At 46.1% G+C, this 26876-nt stretch carries 19 protein-coding genes; 10 read left to right on the forward strand and 9 right to left on the reverse strand.

What is annotated here, in order from left to right; translation table 11 throughout:
• Window positions 1-162: 162 nt before the first annotated feature.
• Window positions 163-3027 (forward strand): DEAD/DEAH box helicase, encoded by a 2865-nt coding sequence (locus NIAKO_RS17475; protein ID WP_014219766.1) that lies wholly within the window; start codon window positions 163-165, stop codon window positions 3025-3027.
• An 82-nt stretch (window positions 3028-3109) separates the two neighbouring features.
• Here the strand turns inward: NIAKO_RS17475 and NIAKO_RS17480 are convergent, their stop codons facing one another.
• From NIAKO_RS17480 to NIAKO_RS17490, 3 genes are all read right to left on the reverse strand, one after another.
• Window positions 3110-6433 (reverse strand): DUF5107 domain-containing protein, encoded by a 3324-nt coding sequence (locus NIAKO_RS17480; RefSeq protein ID WP_014219767.1) that lies wholly within the window; start codon window positions 6431-6433, stop codon window positions 3110-3112.
• A gap of 67 nt (window positions 6434-6500) precedes the next feature.
• Complete coding sequence (locus tag NIAKO_RS17485; RefSeq protein ID WP_262493723.1) at window positions 6501-7910, reverse strand: sugar porter family MFS transporter; 1410 nt, start codon at window positions 7908-7910, stop codon at window positions 6501-6503.
• Window positions 7862-9856: a glycoside hydrolase family 2 protein gene (locus NIAKO_RS17490; protein ID WP_014219769.1), complete on the reverse strand. Its 1995-nt coding sequence runs from the start codon at window positions 9854-9856 to the stop codon at window positions 7862-7864. The genes NIAKO_RS17485 and NIAKO_RS17490 overlap by 49 nt, the downstream gene beginning before the upstream one ends.
• A 160-nt stretch (window positions 9857-10016) precedes the next feature.
• Here NIAKO_RS17490 and NIAKO_RS17495 point away from each other — a divergent pair, with 160 nt between their 5' ends.
• The 6 genes from NIAKO_RS17495 to NIAKO_RS17520 all read left to right on the forward strand — a co-directional run bounded on the left by NIAKO_RS17495 (window position 10017) and on the right by NIAKO_RS17520 (window position 16595).
• A complete protein-coding gene (locus NIAKO_RS17495) occupies window positions 10017-10904 on the forward strand; it encodes an AraC family transcriptional regulator (protein ID WP_014219770.1) in 888 nt (295 codons plus the stop codon).
• A 164-nt stretch (window positions 10905-11068) separates the two neighbouring features.
• Complete coding sequence (locus NIAKO_RS17500) at window positions 11069-11401, forward strand: YegP family protein (RefSeq protein ID WP_014219771.1); 333 nt, start codon at window positions 11069-11071, stop codon at window positions 11399-11401.
• Window positions 11402-11688: 287 nt separating this feature from the next.
• Window positions 11689-12129 carry an SRPBCC family protein gene (locus NIAKO_RS17505; RefSeq protein ID WP_014219772.1) on the forward strand — a complete coding sequence of 147 codons (441 nt, stop codon included), beginning with the start codon at window positions 11689-11691 and terminating at the stop codon, window positions 12127-12129.
• A gap of 204 nt (window positions 12130-12333) precedes the next feature.
• Entirely contained in the window at window positions 12334-12798 is a 465-nt protein-coding gene (locus tag NIAKO_RS17510; RefSeq protein ID WP_014219773.1) for a (2Fe-2S)-binding protein, read from the forward strand.
• Between the two features lie 113 nt (window positions 12799-12911).
• Window positions 12912-15044 (forward strand): xanthine dehydrogenase family protein molybdopterin-binding subunit, encoded by a 2133-nt coding sequence (locus NIAKO_RS17515; RefSeq protein ID WP_014219774.1) that lies wholly within the window; start codon window positions 12912-12914, stop codon window positions 15042-15044.
• A 27-nt stretch (window positions 15045-15071) separates the two neighbouring features.
• A complete protein-coding gene (locus NIAKO_RS17520) occupies window positions 15072-16595 on the forward strand; it encodes a hypothetical protein (protein WP_014219775.1) in 1524 nt (507 codons plus the stop codon).
• On the opposite strand, the gene NIAKO_RS17525 is transcribed toward NIAKO_RS17520, so the two are convergent.
• Window positions 16555-17148: a protoglobin domain-containing protein gene (locus tag NIAKO_RS17525; RefSeq protein ID WP_014219776.1), complete on the reverse strand. Its 594-nt coding sequence runs from the start codon at window positions 17146-17148 to the stop codon at window positions 16555-16557. The two genes, NIAKO_RS17520 and NIAKO_RS17525, sit on opposite strands and share 41 nt — an antisense overlap.
• 613 nt (window positions 17149-17761) lie before the next feature.
• Between NIAKO_RS17525 and NIAKO_RS17530 the strand changes: the two genes are divergently transcribed.
• Entirely contained in the window at window positions 17762-18505 is a 744-nt protein-coding gene (locus NIAKO_RS17530) for a hypothetical protein (RefSeq protein ID WP_014219777.1), read from the forward strand.
• Between the two features lie 71 nt (window positions 18506-18576).
• On the opposite strand, the gene NIAKO_RS17535 is transcribed toward NIAKO_RS17530, so the two are convergent.
• Complete coding sequence (locus NIAKO_RS17535) at window positions 18577-20562, reverse strand: glutaminase family protein (RefSeq protein ID WP_014219778.1); 1986 nt, start codon at window positions 20560-20562, stop codon at window positions 18577-18579.
• Window positions 20563-20628: 66 nt separating this feature from the next.
• Here NIAKO_RS17535 and NIAKO_RS17540 point away from each other — a divergent pair, with 66 nt between their 5' ends.
• Complete coding sequence (locus NIAKO_RS17540) at window positions 20629-23292, forward strand: calcium-translocating P-type ATPase, PMCA-type (protein WP_014219779.1); 2664 nt, start codon at window positions 20629-20631, stop codon at window positions 23290-23292.
• Here NIAKO_RS17540 and NIAKO_RS17545 read toward each other — a convergent pair.
• From NIAKO_RS17545 to NIAKO_RS17555, 3 genes are all read right to left on the reverse strand, one after another.
• Entirely contained in the window at window positions 23289-24374 is a 1086-nt protein-coding gene (locus NIAKO_RS17545) for a sialidase family protein (RefSeq protein WP_014219780.1), read from the reverse strand. The genes NIAKO_RS17540 and NIAKO_RS17545 overlap by 4 nt on opposite strands.
• A 2-nt stretch (window positions 24375-24376) precedes the next feature.
• Window positions 24377-25141, reverse strand: a complete 765-nt coding sequence (locus NIAKO_RS17550) for a hypothetical protein (RefSeq protein ID WP_014219781.1) — start codon at window positions 25139-25141, stop codon at window positions 24377-24379.
• A 305-nt stretch (window positions 25142-25446) separates the two neighbouring features.
• Entirely contained in the window at window positions 25447-25665 is a 219-nt protein-coding gene (locus NIAKO_RS17555) for a hypothetical protein (protein ID WP_014219782.1), read from the reverse strand.
• Window positions 25666-25787: 122 nt separating this feature from the next.
• Here NIAKO_RS17555 and NIAKO_RS17560 point away from each other — a divergent pair, with 122 nt between their 5' ends.
• A complete protein-coding gene (locus tag NIAKO_RS17560; protein ID WP_014219783.1) occupies window positions 25788-26417 on the forward strand; it encodes a phosphoribosyltransferase in 630 nt (209 codons plus the stop codon).
• A 97-nt stretch (window positions 26418-26514) separates the two neighbouring features.
• On the opposite strand, the gene NIAKO_RS17565 is transcribed toward NIAKO_RS17560, so the two are convergent.
• Complete coding sequence (locus tag NIAKO_RS17565) at window positions 26515-26868, reverse strand: HPF/RaiA family ribosome-associated protein (protein ID WP_014219784.1); 354 nt, start codon at window positions 26866-26868, stop codon at window positions 26515-26517.
• Window positions 26869-26876 lie beyond the last annotated feature (8 nt).

Here is a 26876-nt window from a genome sequence, read left to right on the forward strand (position 1 = left end):
CAGGCATGAGTGTATTGCTTTCAGCTTTAGACTTTAGGCTTTTTGCTGTATTTCGCTTGGAGCATGAAGCATTTCTATCCACAGATGTGCAAAAACTACTATAGCAAATTAGCCCATGCGCCACTATTTTTGCCAATTACTCTATAATGTAATCAAGCGCAAATGATATCAACAAAGAGCGATCAGAAAAATGTGTTATTGTTTCAGCCTCATCGTTTATTGTCGGATCATAACCTGATGGAATGTTTACAGATCACCAAAGAAAAAGGTGTTCCCAAATATGTAAACAGTGAATTGAACAGTTCCGAGCTAAACAAGAATTTCCCCAAGCTTCCCAAAGAAGTGAAGGAAGTGCTGCTGGGTTTCAGTAAAGAGAAGATCGTACTGATGAAGGAGGATGTTCAGAAGAAATTTACGCTGCAACGCGCGGGTGTTTCCTATGAAGTGTATTCCAGGTCTGCCATTTCACGCCGGTTACATGAACATATGGAAAGAATGAAACCATTTGCCGCACTGGTAAAATGGTATCATAAAATACCTGGCGAGAAAGGCAGCTTTAAAACTGCGCCGGGCAGCTTCAGCACCTTTAAACCCAAGCTGGAATTTGAGGTGGTGAAAAATGGAACGGCGCTTCAAGTAAACACCATCATCTCCATAAACGGAACGCCTTATGCTCTCGGAGAATTCAACCGCTGGCAGTTCCTGCTTTTGAGCGGTAATGAATATTTTATTCTTTCTTATAAAGATTATCAAACGCTGGAATGGCTGAAGGAAAACGATCCGCAACAATACAGCCACCAGCCCAATGAGCTGGGTGAAAACATTCTGGCCAAACTGGAAGCAGATTATCCGGTTAACCGCAATAACCTGTTCCGGAAAAATGAATTGCGTATTACCCCGGTGAACCGGGTCATGCTGAGCGAGATCAGTCAGTCGTTCCTGGTGTTGACGCCGCAATGGGAATACGATGGGTTTATCATTGAAGGCCCCTGGAAGGAAACCTACGATATTACCCGCAATGGCCAGTCATACGCCATTTATCGCAACCAGCAGGATGAAAAAGACCTGTGGTCATTGCTGGAAGGTTTGCATCCCAATTTTCAAAAACAACTGAACGGCTATTATTATCTTTCTTTTGAGGAAGCGCAGAAAAAACAATGGTTCCTGAAAGTATACCACAAGCTGCTTGAACTGAACATCCAGGTGATTGGGATGGATATGCTGCAACACTTCCGCTATTCGCAGCATAAGGTAAAAGCAGCTGTTACCATCAAAAAAGAAGTGACCGATGCGCTGGTGCTGCAGATGATCATTTCTTTTGGCGAAGAGGAAGTATCGCTGACAGAAGTTCAAAAGATCGTACAGGCCGGGCAACGCGCCATTCTTCTACAGGATGGTTCATTGGGAATCCTGAACGATGAATGGTTGCAAACCTATGGCACCATCATCCGCCACGGAAAAATCTCGGGTCAGGAAATACAGGTACCGCGCTGGCTGGCATTCAGCGAAGAAGAAACAGCCGATGGCGCTTCGGTATTGAAACCCACGTTACACAATAGCTGGTTGGAAAAATGGCAACTGTGGCAAAAGGAAGGAGAAACGGTGTATGAAGTGCCCGCAGTGATCAATGCCAAACTGCGCCCCTATCAGCAGAAAGGATTTGAATGGATGTTGTTACTCGCCGAAGCAGGCGCAGGCGCCTGTTTGGCAGATGACATGGGTTTGGGTAAAACATTGCAAACGATCAGTGTACTCACCCATCAGTTGCATGAAAAAGCTAATCAGCGGCATTTGATCGTATGTCCGTCATCGCTTATCTACAACTGGTCGCAGGAGTTGCAAAAGTTTTCGCCGCATGTAAAGGTGTTGATCTATCATGGCGGCAACCGCGCCATACAGGATGCGGCCACCGGCGACTACCAGGTAATTATCACCAGCTATGGCACCGTGCGGCAGGATATTGAAGAAATGTGCGCTATCAACTTCGGCACGGTGGTGCTGGATGAAAGCCATAATATCAAGAACCCGGCTGCACAGATAACAAAGGCGGTGGAAAGATTGCAATCCGGTTTCCGCGTGGCGCTGAGTGGTACGCCGGTTATGAACAATACGTTTGATCTGTATGCACAATTGAACTTCCTGCTGCCCGGCATCTTTGGGAGCAGGGAATTTTTCCGGCGTGAGTATGCCGATGCCATCGATCAACGCCGCGAGAGCGACAAGATCAAAACCCTGCAACGGATCACGGCGCCATTCGTGTTGCGACGCACCAAGGAGCAGGTGGCCAGCGATCTGCCGGCCAAAACCGAAATGGTCATGTGGTGCGAGATGAGTATGGCCCAAAAACGTTTATACGACGAAATAAAGGACAGCATTCGCCAGAGTGTATTCCTGAATATAGAACAGGAAGGGCTTAATAAAAGTAAGCTGGCGGTATTAAAGGGCATGCTAAAGCTGCGCCAGATCTGTAACTCCCCCTTGTTATTGCCCAGTGAAGAACAAACCTGCAACGATTCGGTAAAGACCGATCTGTTGATGAACGAACTGCAAAACAACCTGAAAGATCATAAGGTACTGGTGTTTTCGCAATTCACCAGCATGCTGAACCTGTTGGCCGAAAACTGCCGCGAGCAGGGCATTGCCTATTATCACCTCGACGGTTCAACGCCACCTGAAAAACGCCAGGAGCTCGTCAATCAGTTCCAGGCCCCGAACAATACCACCAATGTATTTTTAATAAGCCTGAAGGCTGGTAACGCCGGTTTGAACCTCACTGCGGCCAGCTACGTAATCCTGTTCGATCCCTGGTGGAATACCGCCGTGCAACAACAGGCCATTGACCGTACCCATCGCATTGGTCAAACCAAAAATGTGTTTGCGTATAAGATGATCTGTAAAGACACTATCGAGGAAAAGATCATTTCATTGCAGCAGCATAAGAAGCAGTTGGCGGAAGAGTTGATCTCTGAAGATGAGGGATTTGTTAAGTCACTTACAGAGGATGATATTAAGTATCTCTTTAGTTAACAGCTATAAGCCGCAAGCTTTAAGCTGTAAGCAAATACAGTTCGCGTTTTTGCTTACAGCTTATGGCTTATAGCTTACAGCTCTACATCGCCCAATGTATCTTAGCCCCAAAATGCATATTATCATTTGCCAGCACGCTTTCAAAACACGCCTTCGCGCCCTTTTCATTTCCTATTCCCAATGACCCCAACCCGCACAGGTAATCGCAATGCACCTGGTTACGAAGTGTAAAGTCGTCATCAAAAATCAGCAGGTTAGGCAACGACACGGCAAAGTAGTCGATCTTAATGTCATCTTCCCGGTGCGCCTTTCCATATCCGATCAGGTTATTAAAAATGGCGGATGCTTTTTCCTTATCACCCAGCTGCAGCCAGGCCATTCCCTGGTAAAAGATCTTGTCGGGTTGCTGATCGTTGTAGAACATAGCCGCAGCAGGTTCCGATAATCCATTGGTTGCTTTGGTAAAATACGCCTTTGCATTTATTGTATCGCCCAAACCCAAAAACGCCATTCCCAACCAATAGAAGATATCGTTCTCCTGGGCGCCAAACAATTTGCCTTCACCCAGGTTATGGGGATATTCCTGCGCCTGTTGCAACAAACTGATGGCTTTAGTATAATCCTTTACATGGATACATTGTTTGGCCAGCTCTGTTAAACTCAACAGGTATTGAGCAGATACTTTTCCTTCGCCCCCCTCCCATGGATGAAATTTTCGGTCCATGATCTGTTTCAGGGCCTTTTCATACTGACCACTGAAATTGTACAGGGATGCACGTTCCAGGTACAGGTCATCGCGTTGTTCAACTACTGCGGGATGTTTTTCCAGGAACTGCAGGCGTTCTGTTACGTCTTTATTTAATCGCTTATACAATTGATCCAGCTCCATTAAAATGCGGGCGTCGGTGGTGTCGAGGGCAAAGGCCTTTTCATAACACGTTAACGCTTTTGCCGCATCCTGCTGTTTGTTGAAATAAGCAATACCCAGGTTACGCCATACAGTTGGGAAGGAAGGATCACGCCGTGACGACCATTCCCATTGCGCAATAGCCTCCTCATATTGTCTTTTATCGTACCATAAATTGCCAAGGTAATAGGACGCACGGGCATCATTGGGATTGTGCTTCAACGCTGATTGCAGCACGGCAATATCTTCCAGCCGGTTGGGGAAACAACCAACCGGGAGGGCTTTAGCCCCCTGTTCAAAACAACCTGCCGCTTTCAGGTGGTGGTTCATTAAGGTAAAAAAATACCCCTGGTAATACCACAACATCGGGTATACAGACCCATGAATTTTGTTAAAACCTCCACTCAGCATTTCAGTGGCATCCTGGTACAAACCAGCCGCTGCATAATCCAGCGCATATTCAATGTAATTATGTACATTATCCCGGCCATATTGTTTCATTTGTTCATACGCCTGTTTTGAGGCAGCCTCATCATTCAATGACCGGTAAGCTTTATACTTTTCCAGATACAGGGACAAATTGAATGCATCCCGCTGCAGCCCTTCGGCACATACCTGCAAGGCACGTTCATGCTGTTGCAGTTCATTATAAGCCGCCGCTTTCAAGGCCCAGGCTTTGCTGCTGCCCATATTCCGGTCGAGCGATTGTTGTGCATGCGTTAATGCAGTGGCAGGTTCTCCCTGTAACAGATCGAGCTGCGCCAGTGAAAAAAAGGCGCTGCTTTGCCAGGCGCTGCTCCAGGTTGCCTTGTAAAAAGCTTCATAGGCTTCTTTATATTTTCCCTGGTATTTCAGTGAAAGCCCGAGGTTATAATACGGTTCGCTGTCATATGGATTGGGATTGCGTTGGGTGCCGGTAGCAATGGCCTTTCTAAAATATGGTTCGCTTTTGGCAAACTGTCCGCGCCGCAGGTACCAGGCGCCTAATGCGTTGTTGTTGCGAAAATCGCCTGCATCGCGGCGCAGCGCCTCTTCATAATACGGCACCGGGCTATACGTTGCATGCCGGTATTGTTCCAGGTGCTGACCAGTGAGGAACAATTGTTCATTGTTACTTACTTCAGCCGGGGGCAACGCGGCTTTAGCCGGTTGTGGAATTTCGTTCTTTTTATTCTTCACCGGTTCATATCGCAATACCTCATGACCGGCAGCATTGGTAAGAATAAACAGGATATTCTCCGGCGTTGTTTCTTTATCTGCCTTAATAGATTTAGTATACAATTCTTCCGGCGATACATCGATCACTTCTTCGAGCAACGTTTTGCCCCCGTTATCAAACAGCTTCAATTTCAATCCATCCTGTTTTGAGGTGGCAAACAGTTTTATCACCAGGTTATCACTGTCTTTTTCAAGATTCACCAGCAGGTCTTTTGATGCATTCTTTACCAGTCCCAGTTCGCGGTAAGGCATAAAATACTGGGTGAAAGTCTTTTCTTCATAAGGCATCAACCAACTGAAGTCGGGCTGGTTGTCGGTGAATACCCCGGTCATCAGTTCAATATACGGACCATCTTCATCGGTGAGATTACGGTCCCAGGCAACCCCAAAATCACTATGACCCCAGGTCCATTGTTTTTTACCCGGCGACACATGGTGATTGGCCACGTGCAATACACCTGCCCGGGTATCGTGTTCGTACCCGCCCACAAAATCATAATCGGAGTTGATGGCCATGTACGAAGTAGGCACCGGGATATTTTTATACCGCGAGATATCGGTACCGGGCGAGTAATCTACTTTATAATAAGTGCCCGTAGCAATGGGAAAGGTAGACACATCGCGTTTACCGTGATCGAACACCGCATTTACATCGGGCGGAAACACGCTTTGGTAGTCATCATTTACTTTTACCGCCGGGTTGGCCCACCATAAAAAGGTTTGTGGCAAGGGCGTGCGGTTGTACAATTGCGCTTTTATTTCCAGGTAGGCTTTGCCGGGATGCAAAGTAAAACCAGCCATCCCTTTTGTGCGGAACATGCGCTCCACTTCGTTCACCCAAATGGTTTTGCTGCCGTCTTCATGCTCTTCAATTGACCAGTCAACCGCTTCAAAAGTACTGGGCCGGTGGTGCTGCGGCCAGTTGAATTCAATGCCACCCGAGATCCAGGGACCACACAAACCCACCAGCGCCGGTTTTATTACCTGGTTGTAATAAATAAAATGCCGTTGTTTTATTTTATCATACGCCATCTGCACCCGTCCACCCAGCTCGGGCAGGATCATAATTTTCAGGTATTCATTTTCCAGGAACAACCCATTGTAGGTTTTATCCTGTTTTTCATCATAGATCTTTTCAATAACAGGATGTGGGTACACCACGCCGCTGCTTCCCTGGTATACTCTTTTTTCAAAGAACATCGGGTTCTTATCGGGCGCTCCTATTCCATAGGTAGGGATGGTTACGTTTTCCTGCCACACTTTTACGCTAGAAGTAGACATTGTATTTGATTGAATTATTCGTTTAATAGGTTGAAGATTGACGGGTTAACGTGTTAACTTGTCAACTCTAATGATAGCCACTTATCTCTTCCAACGTCTTTCCTTTCGTTTCGGTTATTCGGGTTCGTACAAACAAGAATCCCAATACACAAATACCGGCGTAGATATAAAACGGAACATAGGCGCCCAGTTTTTTTGCGAGAATGGGATAAGTGAACACCAATAAAAAGTACGCGGCCCATAATGCCAGTACCGCAACAGTGGTGGCACGCGCCCGCAGGTGATTGGGAAAGATCTCGGCAATAAGCACCCAGGTTACGGGCGCCAGTGAAGTAGCATACAGGGCAATGCCCAACAACACAAACACCGATACCATGCCTGCCGCGGCCTGGTTTTGTAACAACAACGCCAGCACCACATAAATTACAGATAGTCCCGCTGCACCGGCTAACATCAATGGTTTGCGGCCCAGTTTATCAACCTGCCACATAGCCAGAATGGTAAACAATAAATTCACCGCGCCAATGGAAACTGTTTCAAACAACTGCTGGTTGAGATTGGCGCCTACCGATTCAAAAATGGTGGAGGTATAATTGAACACCACATTAATACCACAGAACTGCTGAAACACGGCGAGGGTTATACCTGCAATAACAAACCGGCGCACCGAAGGCGACCAGAGTCCGGCCCCGGAAACAGTTTGCGGGCCCTGTAAAGATTTTTTAATATCGGTCACCGTATGTTCTGCATAATCGGGATTGCCGATCCTCCCCAGGATCCGCCTGGCCCTTTCCTGCTGATTGGCCTTCATGAGCCAACGCGGACTTTCAGGCAGCCATATTACGCCTAACAGGAACAGCAACGAAGGCACAGCGCCCAGGCCAAACATCCATCGCCAGGCCTTGGCGCCGGTATCGGCCAGGAAATAATTCACGAGGTTGGTTATCAAAATACCAATTACAATGGTAAGCTGGTTGATAGCCACATTACGGCCACGCACGGCTGCAGGCGAGATCTCTGCTATATACATGGGACTTAACATGGAAGCCATACCCACCCCTATACCTGCAGCCAGGCGCATACCAATAAAAATATTGAGCGAGCCAGACATTGCCATTCCCACCGATGACAAAGCAAAGATGATAGCCGCTGTCATTAAACCGGGCCGGCGGCCATATCTGTCGGCCAGCGCACCGGCAATCACACAGCCCACCATACAACCTACGGCCAGGGAGCCGGTGAGTAAGCCTTCTTTCCAGGGTTCCGCCAGATCAAAAGTCTTTTTCAGAAAAGGCAGCGCACCGGAGATCACGGCAAAATCAAATCCAAACAAGTAACCACCCAGCGCGGAGATAAATGAGATCGCTATAATATAGCCTGAATTAAAACGATGTTGGGTCATGGCAAACAATTGTTGTGATAATTCTTTTAATAAACAAATGGGTAACTGATTACCCGGTAACCAGCCGGCGTACAAATATCAAAACCAGCGCGGGCGTTCATGCCTGCTAATGTAACAGTGGCGGTTTCGCCCGGTTTTAGCGTTGGCAGTTTTTGTTGTACTATTTTATTCTGCGCATCCGGCCAGGTAATTATAAAATCAGTTACCGTATAGGATGGCAAATCATTTTTATTCTGCAGCATTACCTGTACCGTTGTATCGTTCAGCTTTTTCACATTGGTAATAAGAATGGGCGAGGCCAGTTGCTTGAACACATAGTAAGACGATTTCTTTTTAAAATACATATCGGTAATACCATGGATGCGGGCCTTATAATTATCAGCCCCATCCTCCCCCATTTGCGTACGGTAATCGTTCAAACAAAAATAAATACAGCCCACTATGTATTTCCGTTTGGCCCACTCGTGGTAATGATAGGTCATGTCTTCAATTCTTCGCAGGTCACCACCGGCAAAACGCGGCTCACACAACCCGTTCTCGGTGATCAGCAAAGCGCGGTCGCCAATGCCGCTTTCCACATCGGCAAAATAAGCAGGCGTTTCCTGGGTGCTTTTCCCAAACCAGGTTCCGATGTATTCATTCCATGTTGGCAGATCGCCGATAAACGAAGCGTCATATTGTTTAAGGCGGAAGGTGATGTTCGAAACCACATTCGCCAACCGGGTAGTATCCAGGGATTTTACAAACCCTTTCAATCTTTTGTATTGTTCAGTAGCCAAACTATCGCCATGCACTTCATTGCTGATACCCCAGGCAAAAATGCAGGGATGGTTATAATCCCGTTCTATCATTTCTGTAAACTGCTGACGCGCCACTGCTTCCAGCTGCGGTGTTAAATGCTCCGGTTGCTGCCACCAGGGAATTTCTGCCTGTAACAGCACGCCCTTTTCATCCAGCTGGTCAAGCATATATTCATCCACCTGCCAGTGAAAACGGCTGATGGTCACGTTAAGATCTTTAAACATCCTGGCTACGGAATCCATCACCCAACGAGGTTCGGCACTGCCATAAGCCGGGTGGCTCGAGGGCATGTACTCCAACCCCGGTAAGCGTACCGCTTCGTTGTTCAGGAAAAGCTGCGAACCACGCAACTCAATGCTGCGGCAGCCAAAGTTGTGGGTTACCTGGTCGGCAGGCTGATTGTTTTGTTGCAACGTTACCTGTATGGTGTAGAGAAAGGGATCATTAAAATGCCAGAGATGCACTTTGCCCAGATCCAATGTGGTATTAAAGTCATCACCTGATTTTGTCAACGACAGGGTTTGGGTGAGCACTGTCTTGTTCGACCGTTTTTCATTAATGCGAACCACCGCCTTCACAGTACTTATATCATCTTCCCATAATTTCAGTTGCACGTGCGCCTTGGCGGTTGAATCGGCACAATTGATCACAGGCGTAAGATGCACATAGCGGATAGAAGGTTTACCAGTAACCTGTAAGCTTACATCCCGGATGATGCCGCCATCATTACACCAGTCGAACTTTTTCTTATAAGGCAGGTTGGTTTCAGAAAATGCATTGCTTACCGAAACCACCAGTTTATTGGGTGAGCCGGGTTTCACCTGTTTGGTAACATCCACATAAAATGTCGTATAGCCGGAATTGGTATGTGTGGCCAGTTGAACGCCATTGAGGTAGATCACCGCATCGTGATAGACCGCATCGAATTTTAATCGCAATTGTTGATTGCGGTTTTGTGCCGGAACCATGAATGTTTTTTCGTACCAGGCCAACCCGCTGTAATTTTCCAGTCCCTTCATTACATTCCAGGTATGCGGTACCTGAACAGTGACAGCCTTAGCCGGCAAACCAGCGGCCCAGTTGGCCGATTGACCGGTATGGGTTGAATCGGAAATGAACCGCCAGCTCCCGTTTAAAGAAATGGTGTTCCTTCCCTGTTGAGCATAAGTTGAATAGAGACAAAAAAGCAATAACAGAGAGCAGCAAAACCTGTTTTTCATATGTGGCAGCATCGTTTTGATCGTATGAAAATTATTATACAAATATGCCGGATAGCCCGAAGCAGGAAAATAGAGATTATTATTTATTTGATGGACAATATTATTTTCCGGGGGTACTATTTATCTATTATATTTATAGACAAATTAAGAACTGCCTGCCATGCCTGTACCTAAAAAAAGCGAAGGTTTTCAGGGCCAACGGTCCATTGTGCTTCCCAGAAAGATCGTAACAGAATTCAACAACAGCCACACCGTTGCATCAGGCTTATACATAACTGATATCGGCTATTACCCCAAAGCAAAATATCACTACCGGCAACGCACGCATGGCAGCGATCAGCATATTCTTATCTATTGCCTGGAAGGGAAAGGCAAAGTACAGGTACAGAAAAACAGTTATGACCTGCAGCCAGGTTCATTCATCGTTATCCCGGCAGGCGCCGCTCATAGCTATGCATCTGCCGAAGATGACAGCTGGACAATTTACTGGATCCATTTCACCGGTTCGTTATCGAAAAAAATGGTGGAAACCGTTAGGCAAAAGTTCAATGGCTATAGCAGTCGCGTGGCGTTCAAACAAAAGCGGCTCGATCTGTTTGATGATATGTATGCCTGCCTGGAACGTGGTTATGGGAACGACAACCTGAGTTATGCCAATATGTGTTTGCATCATTATATTTCCACCTTTTTGTATGACGACCAGTTTAACCTGGCGGAGAAAGTTCATGCCGATGATCCCGTAGAATTGTCCATTAGTTATATGCAGCAGCATATTGCCAAATCATTGTCACTGGAAGCCATTGCCAAATCGGTTAATTTCTCGGCCTCGCATTACTCCGCGCTGTTTCGCAAAAAGACGGGCTTTGCACCTATAGAGTACTTCAATCATTTAAAGATCCAGCTGGCCTGTCAGTATTTGCATTTTACCGAATTACGGGTAAAAGAAATTGCCGATAAGCTGGGCATTGAAGATCCCTATTATTTCTCCCGGTTGTTTACGAAATTGATGGGCATGTCGCCAAACCAGTACCGGAGTAGTAAGCAATAGCCCTGCACCGAATATGTACAAGAACACACAAATCAGGACTGTACACATTGACCAAAATCAATTTCCATTTTCCCGCCCCGTTCTGCCTCTTTTTTCCATATTTTTTCAACTTACAGTCGTTAGTTATTATTACATTAGCGATTCAGAACCAAAACCTTGCTATTATGGGAAAATTTATAATCACCAAACGGGTAGATGGAGATTTTCAGTTCAGTTTAACGGTCGGCAATGGCGAAACGATCCTCATCAGTGAAGGCTATTCCACCAAATCGAACTGCCACAACGGGATTGATTCCGTAAAACGTAATGCACCAGATGATAATAAATACGATCTGCGCGTAGCATCAAATGGTAAATTGTATTTCACCCTGGAAGCGGCCAATGGCCAAACAATTGGCGTGAGTGAGTTATACGAAAGTGAGACGGGCCGTACCAATGGCATCTTATCGGTTAAAACGAATGCGCCCGATGCCATTATCCAGGATGCAACGGTTTAGATGTACAGAGCAATTCAGCCGGTGCGCTCCCAAGGGGGCGCATTTTTTTTGCTTATATGCATGAAAATCAAATCATATCTTGTAAAACAAGCTATTTTGAATTAAATAAAATGTCCAGATCGTTTAATGCTACGGCGGAGGCATTCAATGCTGAAATCAAATTATTCAGAGCTTCTCCTGTCGCATTTGCCCCCCAGAATTGTCCTGCCCACACCCCGGCCAGGTTTGAAAAATGAACCAACTTTACAGGGTCAGGTAACACATTTCTTTACTTAAATTATTCACTCATGGAAAAGCAGGAATTTAAAATTGCTATTGACGCCCCCCGTGAAAAAGTATGGAATATTTTATGGACCGACGATTCCTACCGGGCATGGACAGCGCCCTTCACCGAAGGTTCGCATGCCATTACCGACTGGAAAAAAGGCAGCAAAGTATTGTTCCTCGATAGTAAAGGCATGGGCATGGTGAGCAAAATAGATGAAACCATTCCCAACGAATACATGAGCTTTGAACACCTGGGTTATGTAAAAGATGGCGTGGAAGATGTTACAAGCGATGAAGTGAAAAGCTTTGCGGGTGCGCATGAAAATTATACGTTGAAAGACCTCGACGGTAGAACCGAACTGATCGTTGATATGGATATGAACGACCAATACAAAGACTACTTCATCCAAACATTTCCCAAAGCACTGGCGAAAGTAAAGGAGCTGGCAGAACTGGCGTAATAGTCGCTACCACATAACGCAGCCCCCCACCAACCTCCCCCCGATAGGGGGAGGCTTTGATTCTTATATTACCTGCTACAAGAAAATTAACCTTAATTACCCCCACATTCCCTTTAACAATCATTTTTTTGTTACGCGGCAACCACTGCTCACATTTGATCGTCGTATAGGTTTGTTTTTACTAACTTTATCAAAACCAATATCATGGCTTCCTATACAATTACCATCAACAATAACAAACATACGGTTGATGTTTTGCCTGATACTCCCCTACTTTGGGTTTTGCGCGATGAGCTGAATTTGGTAGGTACCAAGTTTGGTTGCGGTATTGCTCAATGTGGCGCCTGTACAGTATTGATGAATGATAATGCCATCCGCTCCTGCTCCTATCCTGTTTCAGCGGTGGGTACCAACAAGATCACCACCATCGAGGGATTAAGCGAAAACGGCGATCACCCTGTTCAAAAAGCCTGGGACCAAATGGATGTTCCGCAATGCGGTTATTGCCAGGCTGGCCAGGTAATGGCAGCGGTTGCGTTGTTAAAGCGAAAGCCCAACCCCACCGATGAGGATATCAACGCAGCTATGAGCAATATTTGCCGTTGTGCTACTTATGTTCGGATACGAAAAGCAATACATTTAGCTGCAGGCAATGCTGCAAGTAAATAGCTGAAAAAAAGCTGAAAGCTATAAGGCGAAAGCTTAAAGCCGAAAACGCTGAACTCTGAACTCTGAACTTTGAACTTTGAACTCTGAACTGTTTACTTATCAACCAGTCACCAATGAAACAAAGTACAACTAATATATCCCGCCGGCATTTTCTAAAAATCACTTCTTTAGCTGGCGGCGGCGTGTTGTTTGGTTTTGAAATGCTGGCCAATGTAACGGCTGAAACGGTGGCCGATGCGCCGCTCTTCTCGCCCAATGCTTATCTCTCTATCGATCCACAGGGCATTGTTACTTTGCTGGCGCCTAACCCCGAGATCGGGCAGGGCGTAAAAACTTCTATTCCCATGCTGCTGGCCGAAGAGCTGGATGTGGACTGGAATAAAGTAGTAGTTACCCAGGCGGTTTTTGATAAAGAAAAATATGGTAACCAGTCTGCCGGGGGTAGCGGCGCTATTCGTGGCCGGTACGAACCCATCAGAAAAGCCGGTGCTGTTGCCCGGCAAATGCTGGTAGCCGCTGCTGCACAAACCTGGAATGTTCCCGAGCAGGAATGTTCAACCGAAAATGGTTTTGTGCTGCACAAAGCCAGCGGTAAAAAACTCAGCTATGGCGAACTGGCTTCCAAGTCAGCCACCATGCCGGTTCCGGATAACATCAAACTAAAAGACCCGAAAGATTTCAAGATCATCGGGAAGCGCATTAATAACGTAGACAATAAAGGCATTCTTACCGGCAAACCTTTGTTCGGAATAGATACCCGCCGCGAAGGCATGCTCTTTTGTATGGTATCGCGCCCGCCTGCCTTTGGCAAGAAATTAAAATCATTCGACGATACCGAAACACGCAAAATACCCGGGGTAAAGAACGTGGTGCGTACCGACACGGTAGTAGCGGTGCTGGCCACCAATACCTGGGCCGCTAAAAAAGGCCGCGATGCCCTGAAAGTTGAATGGGAAGATGCCGGCAAACTGGAAAGCACCATGGAACATGTTGCCGCTTTTAAAACCCTGATCCAGCAAAAAAGCGATAAACCCGACAGAAATGACGGGAATGTAGAGCAGGCGTTGAGCAGCGCCAAAAAAGTGATAGAAAGCGTTTATGAAGTGCCGGTGCTGAGCCATGCACCCATGGAGCCCATTAACTATTTTGCCGATGTAAAGGATGGTAAAGCCGATCTGTACGGCCCTACCCAGGTACCGGGTAATGCCATCAGAGATGTAGCCAAAGCACTGGGCATTGCTGAAGCCAATATTACACTGGGCATGCCCCGGCAGGGTGGCGGTTTTGGCAGAAAGTTACGTGCTGATAATGTGGTGGAAGCTGCCCAGATCTCCGCCGCCGCCAAAGCTCCCGTGCAAATGCTATGGACACGCGAAGATGATATGCAGGGCGATTTTTACCGGCCCAATGGAATGTATAGATACCAGGCCGCCATTAACGCCAATAACGAACTCGATGGCTGGTACCTGAGCGCTGTTGCGTTGAATGCCGGCCGTGCAGCCGCATCGGAAAACTTCCCTGCTGGTGCACTGGCCAATTACCGGTGCGACAGCCATGGCGTTCAATCGAATATTCAAACCGGTCCGTGGCGGGCCCCTACGCATAATGCCATTGGTTTTGCAGAACAAAGCTTTCTCGATGAAATAGCACATGAATTAAAGAAAGATCCCGTAGCCTTCCGCCTCGAACTGCTGGAGAAAGCCAAAACCAGCCCGGTTGGCAAAGTGAGTTATGATATTGAGAAATTCAAAAGCGTTATAAACCTGGTAAGCAAAATGAGTAACTGGGGTAAAAACACGCCAGGCCGGTTTAAAGGCTTTGCTGCGTATTACTCCTTTAACACCTATGTAGCCGAAGTGGCTGAGGTTTCTGTAGTAAATGGCAAACCCAAAGTGCATAAAGTATGGGCAGCTGTAAACTGCGGACAGGTAGTAAACCTCAGCGGCGCCGAAAACCAGGTGCAGGGCGCTATTGTGGATGGCCTGGGCCATGCCTGGTATTCTGAAGTCACCTTTGATAAAGGCGCGGTACAACAGAAAAACTTCAATGCCTATAAAATGATGCGGATGGCCGATGCGCCACCGGATGTAGAGGTGCAGTTTGTGGCTACCAATGAAGCGCCTACTGGTTTGGGCGAGCCTGCGTTGCCACCGATTGCCGCTGTGGTTTGTAATGCCATTTTCGCAGCTACTGGTAAAAGAATCAGGAAATTACCATTTGGCAATGCACTAGCACAAAAGGCATAATGCAATTTTCCCTATTTTTACGACGATATGATCAGCAAATTATCCTGGTTAAAACGTCTTAAAGATAGTTTTACTAAACAACCAACTGAGTCCGAATCCTTTTCACGGTTCCTGATAAAAGATAGTCTTCATAAAAAATACCTGCTGATAGCAACAGCAGGTATTTTTATTCAGTTTATAGTTTTTAAACTTTGTTATCCCTTTGCCGGGTATTTTACCGATAGCTACACGTATATAGATGCGGCTGCCCACAATTATATCATCAGTATCCGGCCATTGGGTTACTCCCGTTTTTTGTCGCTGGTACATAGATTCACCACATCCGACACGGCGCTCGTTTTCATTCAATATCTCACCATCCAGCTTGGCTTGTTGTATTTCTTTTTTACGCTCCGTTTTTTCTTCCCCTTACGCAACCCTATCAGCCATGTGCTGTTTGTTTTCTTTTTATGTAACCCGCTTACTCTATACCTCAGTAACCAGGTAAGCAGTGATGCCCTGTTTGCGAGTGTGAGTATTATCTGGTTTACGCTGTTGATCTGGCTTATCATCCGGCCTGGCTGGACCAGCCTTTTAATAATGGCAGAATTACTGTACCTCCTGTTCCAGATCCGTTATACAGCATTGTACCTGCCGGCGGTGGCCATCCCGGCCATATTACTCTGCCGGCGTAACAGGCTCTTTAAAAGTTCGGGAATTATCCTGGTGGTAGCGCCCATGTATTTAGGGATGCAACATATTAAAAGTCTCACCCAAAAGGAAACCGGCACGGCCGTGTTTTCCGCCTTTGGCGGCTGGATGGCAGCCAATAATATCTTACAGGTATATCCGTATATTACTGTACAGGACAAAGACCTGCCTACGGCTGAATGTATTGCGTTGAATAAAATAGTAAAACAATATTTTAACACATTGCCTGCATCGGCAAAACCCGGGCCGGACGAGTTTTTATGGAGTGATAAATCACCTTTGAAAACTTACATGTATCAGTTAGAACAGCAGAAAAAGATCAACGGGTATTTCAGGTCCTGGCATGCTGTAGCGCCTGTTTTTACGCAATACAGCAACACTCTGATGCTGCAACACCCTTTTGCCTTTATGCGGTATTATATGGGGCCTAACACGAAGGTATTCTTTTTGCCGCCGATGGAATGTTTCCTTTCCTATAACGAAAAGAAAAACACCGTGGATCCTGTGGCTGTGAAATGGTTCAACTATAAAAGCGACCAGGTAACCTGCGTTAATAATACCTTTCAGGCAGGCATGCTGGCCCCCATGCGCTGGTTATGTCTGCTCTCGAATATCTTTTTTTGTGGTGGATTGCTGGTTGTATTGATCCGGGCGAAACGATACAAACCCTCTCCTGAATTATTACGTACACTGTTATTAGCCGGCGCCTTCTGGGTCGTTCACTTTTGCTTTAGCATCTTTGCCTCATCGATCGTTTTGCGGTATCAATATTTTCCTATGCTCATTTGTGTAACATTTTCTTTAATACTTATAAATATTTTCACCACTCATTACCGCAATAAGCCCGCGTCCACAATGTAACATGTAACAATACTGCTTTACACCAGGCCTTGTGCATTTTTTCAATCACGCCCAGGCTATGTCCGTTTTTGGCCATAAATGTTTTGATGGAATCATTAACAACAGCAGTAAACGCAATTACATAGCGCATGGGGATGAACGGGGCTGCATCGGCGTTATCTGTTTTATTCTTTTTAGCCGACATATGCCTTAAACCAATCTCATGCTGGTAATTCAACCAGTCCTGGTCATATGATTTGTAGCAAAGGTCCATGATCCATTGTTTGAACCGCTCCTTAACTTTTGCTTTATATGGTTCGTCGGTTTTACCGGCATCGTTTTTAAAATAGTACGCCAGGTGTGGCATTGAACTGATCACCCCCCGCCACATATTTACGATGGATTCAGCCTGCGGTTCCAGTACATCCCCCGCCATGCGTAAATACTTTTGATCGTCTGAATCGAACGTAATGGTTTGTTTCAACAGCTCAAGATCTTTCATAGTAACCGGTGAGGTGGCCAATTCATTAGCACCATAGTCGTACCCGGCGATATTGTCCACTAATGTTTCCATAACTAATTGCTTTTATTTGCTTTGAACAAATCTTAAAAAACCGTACCATCCGCGGTGCAAGCCTTGCAGGTAAAAAAATACCCAGGCTAATCAGTGTTGTGTGCCGGGAATTTTGAGTTAACAATGAGCCATCGGTGGTAAGCTAAGTGGCATCCATTGAAATTTTTGGGCAATACTTTCAAACCTTGAAGTACAGCTGGCTAACCTGGTGATCAACGCTCAATTACTATGACAAGTAAAACCTGATGGGGCCAATGTTCGCTGTTGATTAGTTGTAGTTACCAATAAATAAGCATAGAGCCAAAATCGCGATAAATTCCATTATAGTACTACAGTACTATAATGACCAATTATAGTATTCCAGTACTATATTTATTGATTATAGTACTGTAGCACTATATTGACTTTTTTCTACAAACTTGCAATAACGGTAACACCACTTGCAAACCAATGTTTCAACTCATATCAATTCCAGCTAATATCAGATTTGTACTGGAGGTCGGTTCAAATCTGTACTGACTTGACAATAATCAAATTAACTAAACGAAATTGTCCATAACAAAGGGCACCATGGGTAAAGTGAGTATATTCGGCGCCATATTGCTAACTGACTATGAGACGACTGTTTATAAAGTGGATGCTGCTTGCCGGTTCACTACTTCCCCTGGCGCTTGTTGCCCAGCATATAAGCCTCGACAGATTATTATCGTTGCAACGATCCTCTTTGATTACCATCCAGGATTATTTGGAAACCAGCACCTGGAAACTGAAACGCATAACCTCCCTGAGCGAAGCAGACAGCAACGTGTTTCAATCTCACACGCGGTATTTTTTAGATTCCCTGTCACTGGCCCGTAAACAGGAAAGCGGCTCCCTAAACACCAGCGGCAGTTATTATATGGCCAGGTTGCTGGAAGGCACGAAGCTGGATGCGCCGGCCTGGGTGGAATACCTGAGTCAGGTAGAAACGAGGCTCAGCCCCACTACCCTGTTCACCAATTCGTTCACCATCACCATGCCGAAGTACTTTTTGTTCAACGCCATTAATTTAAGGCTGGCAGAATATACCAGGCGCACGTTTCACCATGCCCTGCGTTTTAGCTTTGGCGATGGCGACACCTTCAAATCGATCATTACTGAAATTGGTATTCTGAATTTACCCGATAGCGTTTGTTATATAATGTACAACAAACCTTTAATAACCCGGGTATACAAACTGGCCGACCAGGTAATCAACCTCGTCACCATCGATACCCCTACGCCCACTTATTCACTCGAAATTTATGCCCGCGCCGATTATGAATATTTACACGGGAATGAGCAGGAGTTGAAAGGGAAGGTTGATTATATTCAGTAAGTTGACGGGTTAACAGGTTAACACGTTGACAGGTAAAATGAAGCATTGGTGCGTAAAGTAGGTGGTTGACCCTACTTCCCTCTCCCCTTCTTCCCCCACGTCTTATCCAGCATGCGCATAAAATACCCGCCTACTACACTTCGGGCCTGAAAGCCTACCTGTTTTCCATTGGTGGTTTCGTGCCAGTCGCTCAGCGGTACCCGCGTTGGCGTTTCTGTAAGATAGGTGTAAAGCGGGTCGGTGAGCGCTTTAAAGGCAGTTGTATCGTTTGTAAGCGTGGCCGTCCACATGATCCAGTCGCTTTTGGTATAGGTTTTCCGGCTGTCTAATGGCAGGCCAAAGGTGTTTTGTTTGGTGAGATAGTACTTGATCTCTTTGTTATACACTTCGGCGGGGAACAAATGCAGGTTCAACACCCGGTCCCAAACCAGGTTATACTTCTGGCTCCAGGTATTCTTGTCAGAGAAAGTAAGCGAGTAATGATCGCCATCACTGGCCAATGTCATCCATTTTTTAGCCATATTGAGGGCTGTGGTGCGATACTTCATACTGACAGGTACATCGTGCATCATTTCGGCCAGCAGGGCGTAACAACCTATGGCCACAATGGCTTTTACCGACAGGTTTGCATTGCGCGCCAGGTGGCCGGCAAAATCATCAGTGCACAACTGGTTGGCAGGGTCAAAGCCTTCTTTCTCCAGGTAATCTACCCAGGTGGTCAGCGTTTTCCAGTGCTTTCTGGCGTAATTGGCGTTTCCTTCTGCTTTGGCAATGGCAGCCGTTAAAATAATCATATTGCCCGATTCTTCCACCGGCATATCTTCCCCATAGGTTTGTCCGTTGGCTATAGGATAAGTGCCCAGGTCGTGCGCTGCAAAAGGTTTGGCAAATTTGCCGCTTTCGCTATAATAGAAGATGCCATTCAGCATACCTTTTAACAGATCGGGATTGTACAGCAGGTACAGGGGCGCAGAAGGGTAGGTTACATCAACCGTATTGATAGAACCGTTACTGAAATTCTCTTTCGACAGAAATAAGATGTTCCCATCCGGGTCTTTCAGGATCTTATTCGCCGCCACACTCTGGCGGTAAGCGGCCACGCATAATTGTGCGTATTTGTCGCCTCCTGCTTTTACGGCATCTGCATACAGCTGCTGATCAAAGGCTGTACATTGCTTCATGATGCTTTTATATTCAATGGCGGCATGAGCCAGTTCTTTTTCTATGGTGCGTCCTTCACTGCGCCAAACCGGTGGCAGGTTTTTCCCAAAATACTGAACGGAATAGATATCATCATAGCCCAGCATAATAAACTGTGTTTGTGGAATGCTGGCTATTTTCAGGGCCGGTAATGCCGTACGCAGCATCAATGCTTTGCCGGTTGTGGAATCAGCTGTTTGGGCATCGCCAATAACCTGTTTCGTATTGGCTGCTTTTGGCGCTGCTACATACATATATCCCCAGTCAATACGCAGGTTATCGCCCTTCTTTTGCAAAACCGGCTGTTCAACGGAACCGGCTTTTATCACATACAGGCCATCGGGAGTTACCAGTTTTTTAGCAGTCACTTCCTGCTCTGGTTTATTAACACATAAATTGGTAGACACATTTATATTTACCTGCGTCTGATGTATTTTATTATCGTTTGATTGTAACGTTACCGAGATATAGGAAACAGGGCGGGTCAGTACCGTCCAGCTATTTAATAGTAAAGGAGAAGTGAATTGCACCTGCAGGTTCACTGGTCCACATACATACTGGTAGATTGTGCGCGTGGCAGTAACAGTTACATCTTTTAATTGAGCGGTAGCAGTAAATGATGCCGCATCCTGCCCCATAAAACGAAAGTTCTGGCCATCAACCATACACCAACCGTTCAATGGCTGGTCAGCGCCTGTCCAGTGTTTGGCAGAACCGGTAGTAAGGTCATCGGTAAACGACCAGATGCTGAAATAAGGATCGTGCGTGATCAATGGGTACGCAGGCATTTTTTTTACCTGGGCAGCAATAACAATTGAAAAAAGCAGGAAAGCAGGTAATAAAATGGTATTTTTCATATGCGAAAGCTCATAAGTTAAGATAACAAATGACTAAAATCAGGCCGCAATATTGCATGTGTTAACATGCAGGTAAAAATCATAACCGAATTTAAGGCGTTAGCAAATCAAAAACAGATAACGGGTAAAAATTCTTATTATAAAATGAATTGGCACACTTCCCCTACAGACGCTATTTTAAACGAATTGCAAAGCAACATGGATGGCCTGCCTGACGACGAAGCCGCTAAACGAATTCAGCAGTATGGCCCCAACCAGTTGCAGGAAAAAAAGAAGCGCCCCGCGTGGATGTTGTTCGCTATGCAGTTTAAAGATGTAATGATCCTTATATTGATGGTAGCGGCCATTGTATCGGGTTTTGTGGGTGACGTAAAAGACGCCATTGTAATATTGATAATTATTATCATCAATGCCGTTGTTGGGTTTGTACAGGAGTTTCGGGCCGAGAAGGCGATCGATGCCTTAAAGGAACTATCGGCAGCCCTGGTGCGGGTGCGACGGAACAAACAGGTAAAACAAATTCCTGCAACAGAAGTAGTACCGGGCGATATCGTATTATTTGAAGCCGGCGATATGGTGGGCGCCGACGTCCGAATTGTGGAAAGCCATGCCCTGAAGATTGAAGAAGCCTCGTTAACCGGCGAATCACAGGCGGTTGACAAATCACCACGCGCCTTGCAGGATGAGGAAGCACCTCTGGGCGATCGAACCAATATGGCTTATAAGAGCACCCTGGTTACAGCAGGTAATGGTACCGGCATTGTTGTGGCAACGGGCATGGAAACCGAGATAGGCAAAATTGCCGGTATGCTGCAGGAGAAAGAACCTGCCACGCCGCTGCAACAACGCCTGGCCGATTTCAGTAAAAAATTATCGTTTGTAGTATTGGGTATTTGTGTGGTGCTATATGGCATTGGCATTTTTCTGCGCGGACAGGACCCGCTGAACATGTTGCTCACCACCATTTCGCTGGCCGTGGCAGCCATTCCCGAAGCATTACCTGCCGTTATCACTATTGCCCTTGCTTTAGGCGCAAAAAAACTGGTGCGCAAAAATGCGCTGATAAGAAAACTGCCCGCTGTTGAAACATTGGGCTCTGTAACGTATATCTGTACCGACAAAACCGGTACACTTACGCAAAACCAGATGACAGTGCAGGAGATCTGGCAGGTCGAAAAATTCAATCTTGCTATTCCCGGCATATCAACAAACCAGGCGCTGTTACTGTTGATGAGCCTCAACCACGATGCGCAGAAAGACCATACTGATAACAACAAACGAAAAGGTGATCCCACGGAAGTTGCCCTGGTTCAATATGCCCTGCAACAGGAAGCGTATGACGATAAATGGGAACAGGCCTTTCCCCGCGAACAGGAACTGCCCTTTGATTCAGACCGCAAGCTGATGACCACGGTGCATAAGGCCAACGATCAATTCCTGGTAGTCACCAAGGGCGCCCTGGAGTCGATCCTGAAAATATGTAAAAACGCCGATGCCGAACCAATTACCGCACGAAGCAATCAACTGGCTGAAACCGGTCAGCGGGTTATTGCTTACTCCTGCAAACTGGTTCAGCAATTGCCAAAGGAGGAAGATCAGACGGTGTTGGAAAGCGATCAGGATTTTTGCGGACTGGCGGGCATGATCGATCCGCCGCGGCCTGAAGCCCGGCAGGCCATTGCAGCCTGCAGAACCGCCGGCATTGTACCGGTACTCATAACAGGCGATCACCCCGTAACCGCCGGCGCTATTGCGCGCGATATGGGTATTCTGAAAAGCAGGGACGACAGAACCGTCACCGGCGCTGAGTTGGCGAAGTTCTCCGACGAAGACCTCGACAACAACATCACGCATATAAAAGTATATGCCCGCGTATCGCCGCAGCAAAAGCTACGCATTGTAAAGGCCCTGCAAAAAAAGGAACAGTTTGTGGCCATGACCGGCGATGGGGTGAACGACGCACCCGCCTTAAAGCGCGCCAATATTGGTGTGGCTATGGGCATAACCGGTACAGATGTATCAAAAGAAGCGGCAGATATGATTTTGCTGGACGATAATTTCGCCACCATTGTAAAAGCGGTGGAGGAAGGACGGCGGATCTATGATAACATCAGAAAGTTTATCAGGTATGTACTGGCCTGTAATTTTGCCGAAATCCTAACCATCTTCATGGCGCCGGTGGTCGGTTTACCTATTCCGTTACTACCCATTCATATCTTATGGATTAACCTGGTAACAGATAGTTTACCCGGACTGGCGCTGGCCGGTGAAAAAGCGGATACCCATATTATGCAGCGTCCGCCACGAAATCCCGGTGAAGGCATCTTTTCCCAGGGGCTGGGGTTTTATACGATCTGGGTGGGGGTGCTGATGGCTGCCGTTACCCTTATTATGCAGGCCTGGGCCATTCATGTGGGTGATGCGCACTGGCAAACCATGGTGTTTACCGTGCTTTGCTTTAGCCAGATGGCGCAGGCACAGGTATCACGCAGCGAATACGAATACATTTACCGCATGGGCATATTTACCAACAGGCCGCTGGTTGGCGCTATTGCGCTCACCACTATTTTACAAATAGCTATCATTTATCTTCCGGTATTGAACAGGATCTTTAACACAGCTCCCCTAACCATCACTGAACTGGGTTTTAGCGTACTGGTTTCCGCCATTACCTTTCATGCAGTGGAGCTGGAAAAATTCCTTAAACGCAGATCGGGGAAAGTGAATTAATCTGCCAGCATATATGGATACGGGAACAACAATACCTTCCAGGTAACCCCGCCATCAGCTGTTACATACAGCTTTTGATCGCCATACATAATACCATTCTGCTCATCCTGGAAATGGAGCTTTTTCATGTTCAGGTATTCATAAAAATTGTCAGAAACGGTATTCCAGGTTACACCCGTATCGGTACTTTTCACCAGGCTTTCGGCGGTAACACCATAGATCACCGACTTATTAACCATGAACGCATGGGTCAGTTTCAGATCGGCAGAAGGCTTCTTCCAGGTAACACCGCTGTCGGGAGAAATATATACATTCCCGGCGTCTTCAATGGCGGCAATATTACCTTTTGTACCCACCTGCAAACCATTGATCACCCGGTTAGCAATGGCCACCGGTTGGCTCCAGGTCTTGCCGGTATCGGTTGTTTTTGAAATAAAGGTGCTGTAAGCGCTGTTCTTGTACAGCAGCACCCAGCCTGTTTTGTTATTTAAGAACTGTATGTTCAGTGGTTGTAAAGCATCATCGAAATAGGTCACCCGGGTAGCTGCAGTGGTGGCTATATTAAATTTATAGTACTGACGACTGTCAGCATCGGAATTTGATTTTTGCTGATAAACCAGCATGATGTTGTTGCTGTCAATAAAAGCGGTAGACACCAGCTCGGTACTATAATAACCTGCGGTGCTGATTACGGGCGAATACGTTTTTGGCGCCGCCGATGCCCAGGTTTTTCCATAATCCAGGGAGTAATTTATTACCGGCGCCGCACTGGTGCCCGAAGCAAATGCAACAAAACTTCTGCTGTAATTGTAGGGGGTCAATCTTGTTTTAGGAATCGCCACATCACTGTTTGAAAAATTCACAAACAGATCGGCAGTACTAAAATAGTTTTTATCGGAAAAACCCCTGATCCCAACAGTACTATCAAGCTGCACATGCTGCAGGGTGTTATCCTTTATTAATACCTTGAGCTTTGAATCCAGTATTGGCGTAGTTTGGATACTCGACACCATGAACCTGTCTTTATCACCACAACCCCATGCCACAGCACCCATAACTAAAAATAAGTATAGTTTTTTCATAGTTATTTTTTGAAATTCAGATTAACACCCACGCTCAGGTTTATTGAACTACAGTTGTAAACTTTTTTAGTTGGCATATACAAACCGGCCGTCAGCATTTCCTGAATCAACTCAGGACTTACTGTCAATTCGGGTTTATAATATTCGTAATCCAGTTTCACATATAAATCGCCTGAACGAACCACCATAATACCAGCATCGATTGAATAACTGCTGCCAGACATCACCTTACCGTTTGTATTAAACTGCGCGGTAGTTGTTTTGTCGTCTGACTTAGGCGTAATGTTGTTCGACGAAAAGTTTTCGTCCACTCTTAATATGGGGAAAAATGTGTAATTATTTTTTGTGTAGGCGTTGTACTGAAATTCAAGCCCTGCCTTATACGTGCGGAATGCTTCGCGTTTGGTTTCACCCAGGTCGGCATTCTTCCAGTAATACTTTAAGCCGCCTACCGGCCGAAGCCATAATTTATTTTTCAGGAACGCTGTTTTAAAACCGATAGAGGCAGCGAGACCGCCCTTGAAAGCTTCTTTCAGATCTGCACCGGGATTGGAGAAACCGGCATCGATATCAACTGCAAACTTCCATACCTTTTTAACCTTTGGCTTTTTTTGTTTTCCATTGTCGAGCGTAATCACCGGCGATGAAAGAGATGATGCACTCGGTGTAGACGTTTGAGGAGCAGGCGCCTCCTGTGCCTGTGCGGCACGTTGGATAAACAACATGGAAAAGACCCATAGGACACAACGGATACAAAGGGTTTTCATTGGATATTTTTTAATAGTCTTACTACAAAAATAAGATAAATGCGTACTGGTGTTGCCAGCCGTCATTCATCCTATCTTTACACTTACATTAATCAATATGTTATATCAGCCACAGTATCAACACCCTATGCATCATTTTCCGGATCGCTCCTGTATTGGTACTTTAGCCGCTGTATAAAACGTAAATACCCTTTGTAGTATTGCTTTGGGTAAGAATTTCCTTACGTTTTCTTTTGAGGGATAGGCTGTTATACAAAATGTTGAATATTGAATGCCGAATAATCGAATGTCGTCTGCCATCCCCCTCACCCCTTCGGGGTTATCGGTTCATCCTGTTTGCCCGGTTCTTCAGCAGGTTCGGGAACAGGGATTTCCCCGGGCGAGGTTCCACCCGGATCATCGTCAGGCACAATTTCCGGCTCTTCAAATGGTGGCGTTGGCCTGCTTGGTACGGTCTCGGGCGTTATTTCCGGTTTTTCGGGTGAAGGTATCTCGGCTGGTTTATCAGGTGTTTTTTTGGCCATAGTATTCGTTTAGGGGAGAACTGCAAAAGCCATTCCACGCAAAACGCTTAAGGCAGAACGCTTAATGCAAAATCATAAAAGCAGGAACCAAACCGGTGGCACGATTGTTCCATAATTAATACATGAATTCACAGCCAATTTTCCAGGACCGCATCGATGCCGGGCTGGCATTGAGCGAACATTTACACCATTATAAAAATGTTGACGGCGTTACACTGGCCGTTCCCCGCGGTGGTGTTCCGGTTGCATTACCAGTTGCCAAAATATTACAATTGCCCCTCGAGCTCATTCTTTCTAAAAAAATCGGCCACCCCATGCATAAGGAGTTTGCCATTGGCGCTGTAAGCCTTACAGGACAGGTTATATCGCCTAATGCATTTGCAACGGATGAATATATCCAACAGGAAACCCTGCACATCCGCGAGCAATTAAGGGCCATGTATAAAAAGTTCATGGGCAATAAACAGCCAACGCCATTAAATGGAAAGGTGGTCATTATAATTGACGATGGCGTTGCCACCGGGCACACGTTGCTCAGCACTATTGAAATGATCAAACATGAAAGCCCCAAAAAGCTGGTGATTGCCGTACCTGTTGCTTCCAAACAGGCCGCACAAAAACTGAGTGCGGAGTGTGATGAATTTGTGTGTGTATGGGTCCCCTCCCACTTTCGCTCAGTGGGTGAGTTCTATTCAAATTTCGAGCAAATAAGTGACGAAGAAGTTATTACTATGCTTGGTTTTCCGAAATAGTTCACTGGTCTCAGTTCACAGTTTACTGTTCTCAGTTATAGTTGCCGCGCAGCCGTGTATTTGCTTTCAGCTTTAGGCTTACAGCTTTTAGCTGTATTCATACCTTAACTGTGCTCGTTATTTGATCAGGTAATCCATGCTGCAATTTAGCCTGCAGGAGTACGGCCCTTTCCAACTCATCTACTGCCAGGCAGGCGCTTTCGTTAAAGCTGCCCGATCGACGGTGTACGAACAGGCAATCGCCATACAATGTGAGTCTTATCTCACACACCTTACTTTCCTGTGGTGAAGCAGTAGCATCCTCACGCAGAATAATTTCGGCTTTCACTACGTCTTTAATAAGATGGGAAAAAGACAGCACTTTTTCCTTAACGGGTTTTAATATGGATTCATTTACTTCCGAGTGCGGGGCATGAATCTCAATTATCATTGACTCAAATCGGAATGCCATATAAAGTA

Source organism: Niastella koreensis GR20-10, assembly GCF_000246855.1.
GTDB lineage: Bacteria > Bacteroidota > Bacteroidia > Chitinophagales > Chitinophagaceae > Niastella > Niastella koreensis.

Excerpts from the sequence above, each read along its gene's own strand:
- NIAKO_RS17545 (WP_014219780.1), bottom strand. The coding sequence starts at position 24,374 with ATGAAAAAACTATACTTATTTTTAGTTATGGGTGCTGTGGCATGGGGT.
- NIAKO_RS17560 (WP_014219783.1), top strand. The coding sequence starts at position 25,788 with ATGAATTCACAGCCAATTTTCCAGGACCGCATCGATGCCGGGCTGGCA.
- NIAKO_RS17530 (WP_014219777.1), top strand. The coding sequence starts at position 17,762 with ATGAGACGACTGTTTATAAAGTGGATGCTGCTTGCCGGTTCACTACTT.
- NIAKO_RS17555 (WP_014219782.1), bottom strand. The coding sequence starts at position 25,665 with ATGGCCAAAAAAACACCTGATAAACCAGCCGAGATACCTTCACCCGAA.
- NIAKO_RS17490 (WP_014219769.1), bottom strand. The coding sequence starts at position 9,856 with ATGAAAAACAGGTTTTGCTGCTCTCTGTTATTGCTTTTTTGTCTCTAT.
- NIAKO_RS17510 (WP_014219773.1), top strand. The coding sequence starts at position 12,334 with ATGGCTTCCTATACAATTACCATCAACAATAACAAACATACGGTTGAT.
- NIAKO_RS17565 (WP_014219784.1), bottom strand. The coding sequence starts at position 26,868 with ATGGCATTCCGATTTGAGTCAATGATAATTGAGATTCATGCCCCGCAC.
- NIAKO_RS17505 (WP_014219772.1), top strand. The coding sequence starts at position 11,689 with ATGGAAAAGCAGGAATTTAAAATTGCTATTGACGCCCCCCGTGAAAAA.
- NIAKO_RS17480 (WP_014219767.1), bottom strand. The coding sequence starts at position 6,433 with ATGTCTACTTCTAGCGTAAAAGTGTGGCAGGAAAACGTAACCATCCCT.
- NIAKO_RS17525 (WP_014219776.1), bottom strand. The coding sequence starts at position 17,148 with ATGGAAACATTAGTGGACAATATCGCCGGGTACGACTATGGTGCTAAT.
- NIAKO_RS17535 (WP_014219778.1), bottom strand. The coding sequence starts at position 20,562 with ATGAAAAATACCATTTTATTACCTGCTTTCCTGCTTTTTTCAATTGTT.
- NIAKO_RS17540 (WP_014219779.1), top strand. The coding sequence starts at position 20,629 with ATGCAGGTAAAAATCATAACCGAATTTAAGGCGTTAGCAAATCAAAAA.
- NIAKO_RS17520 (WP_014219775.1), top strand. The coding sequence starts at position 15,072 with ATGATCAGCAAATTATCCTGGTTAAAACGTCTTAAAGATAGTTTTACT.
- NIAKO_RS17495 (WP_014219770.1), top strand. The coding sequence starts at position 10,017 with ATGCCTGTACCTAAAAAAAGCGAAGGTTTTCAGGGCCAACGGTCCATT.
- NIAKO_RS17500 (WP_014219771.1), top strand. The coding sequence starts at position 11,069 with ATGGGAAAATTTATAATCACCAAACGGGTAGATGGAGATTTTCAGTTC.
- NIAKO_RS17515 (WP_014219774.1), top strand. The coding sequence starts at position 12,912 with ATGAAACAAAGTACAACTAATATATCCCGCCGGCATTTTCTAAAAATC.
- NIAKO_RS17475 (WP_014219766.1), top strand. The coding sequence starts at position 163 with ATGATATCAACAAAGAGCGATCAGAAAAATGTGTTATTGTTTCAGCCT.
- NIAKO_RS17550 (WP_014219781.1), bottom strand. The coding sequence starts at position 25,141 with ATGAAAACCCTTTGTATCCGTTGTGTCCTATGGGTCTTTTCCATGTTG.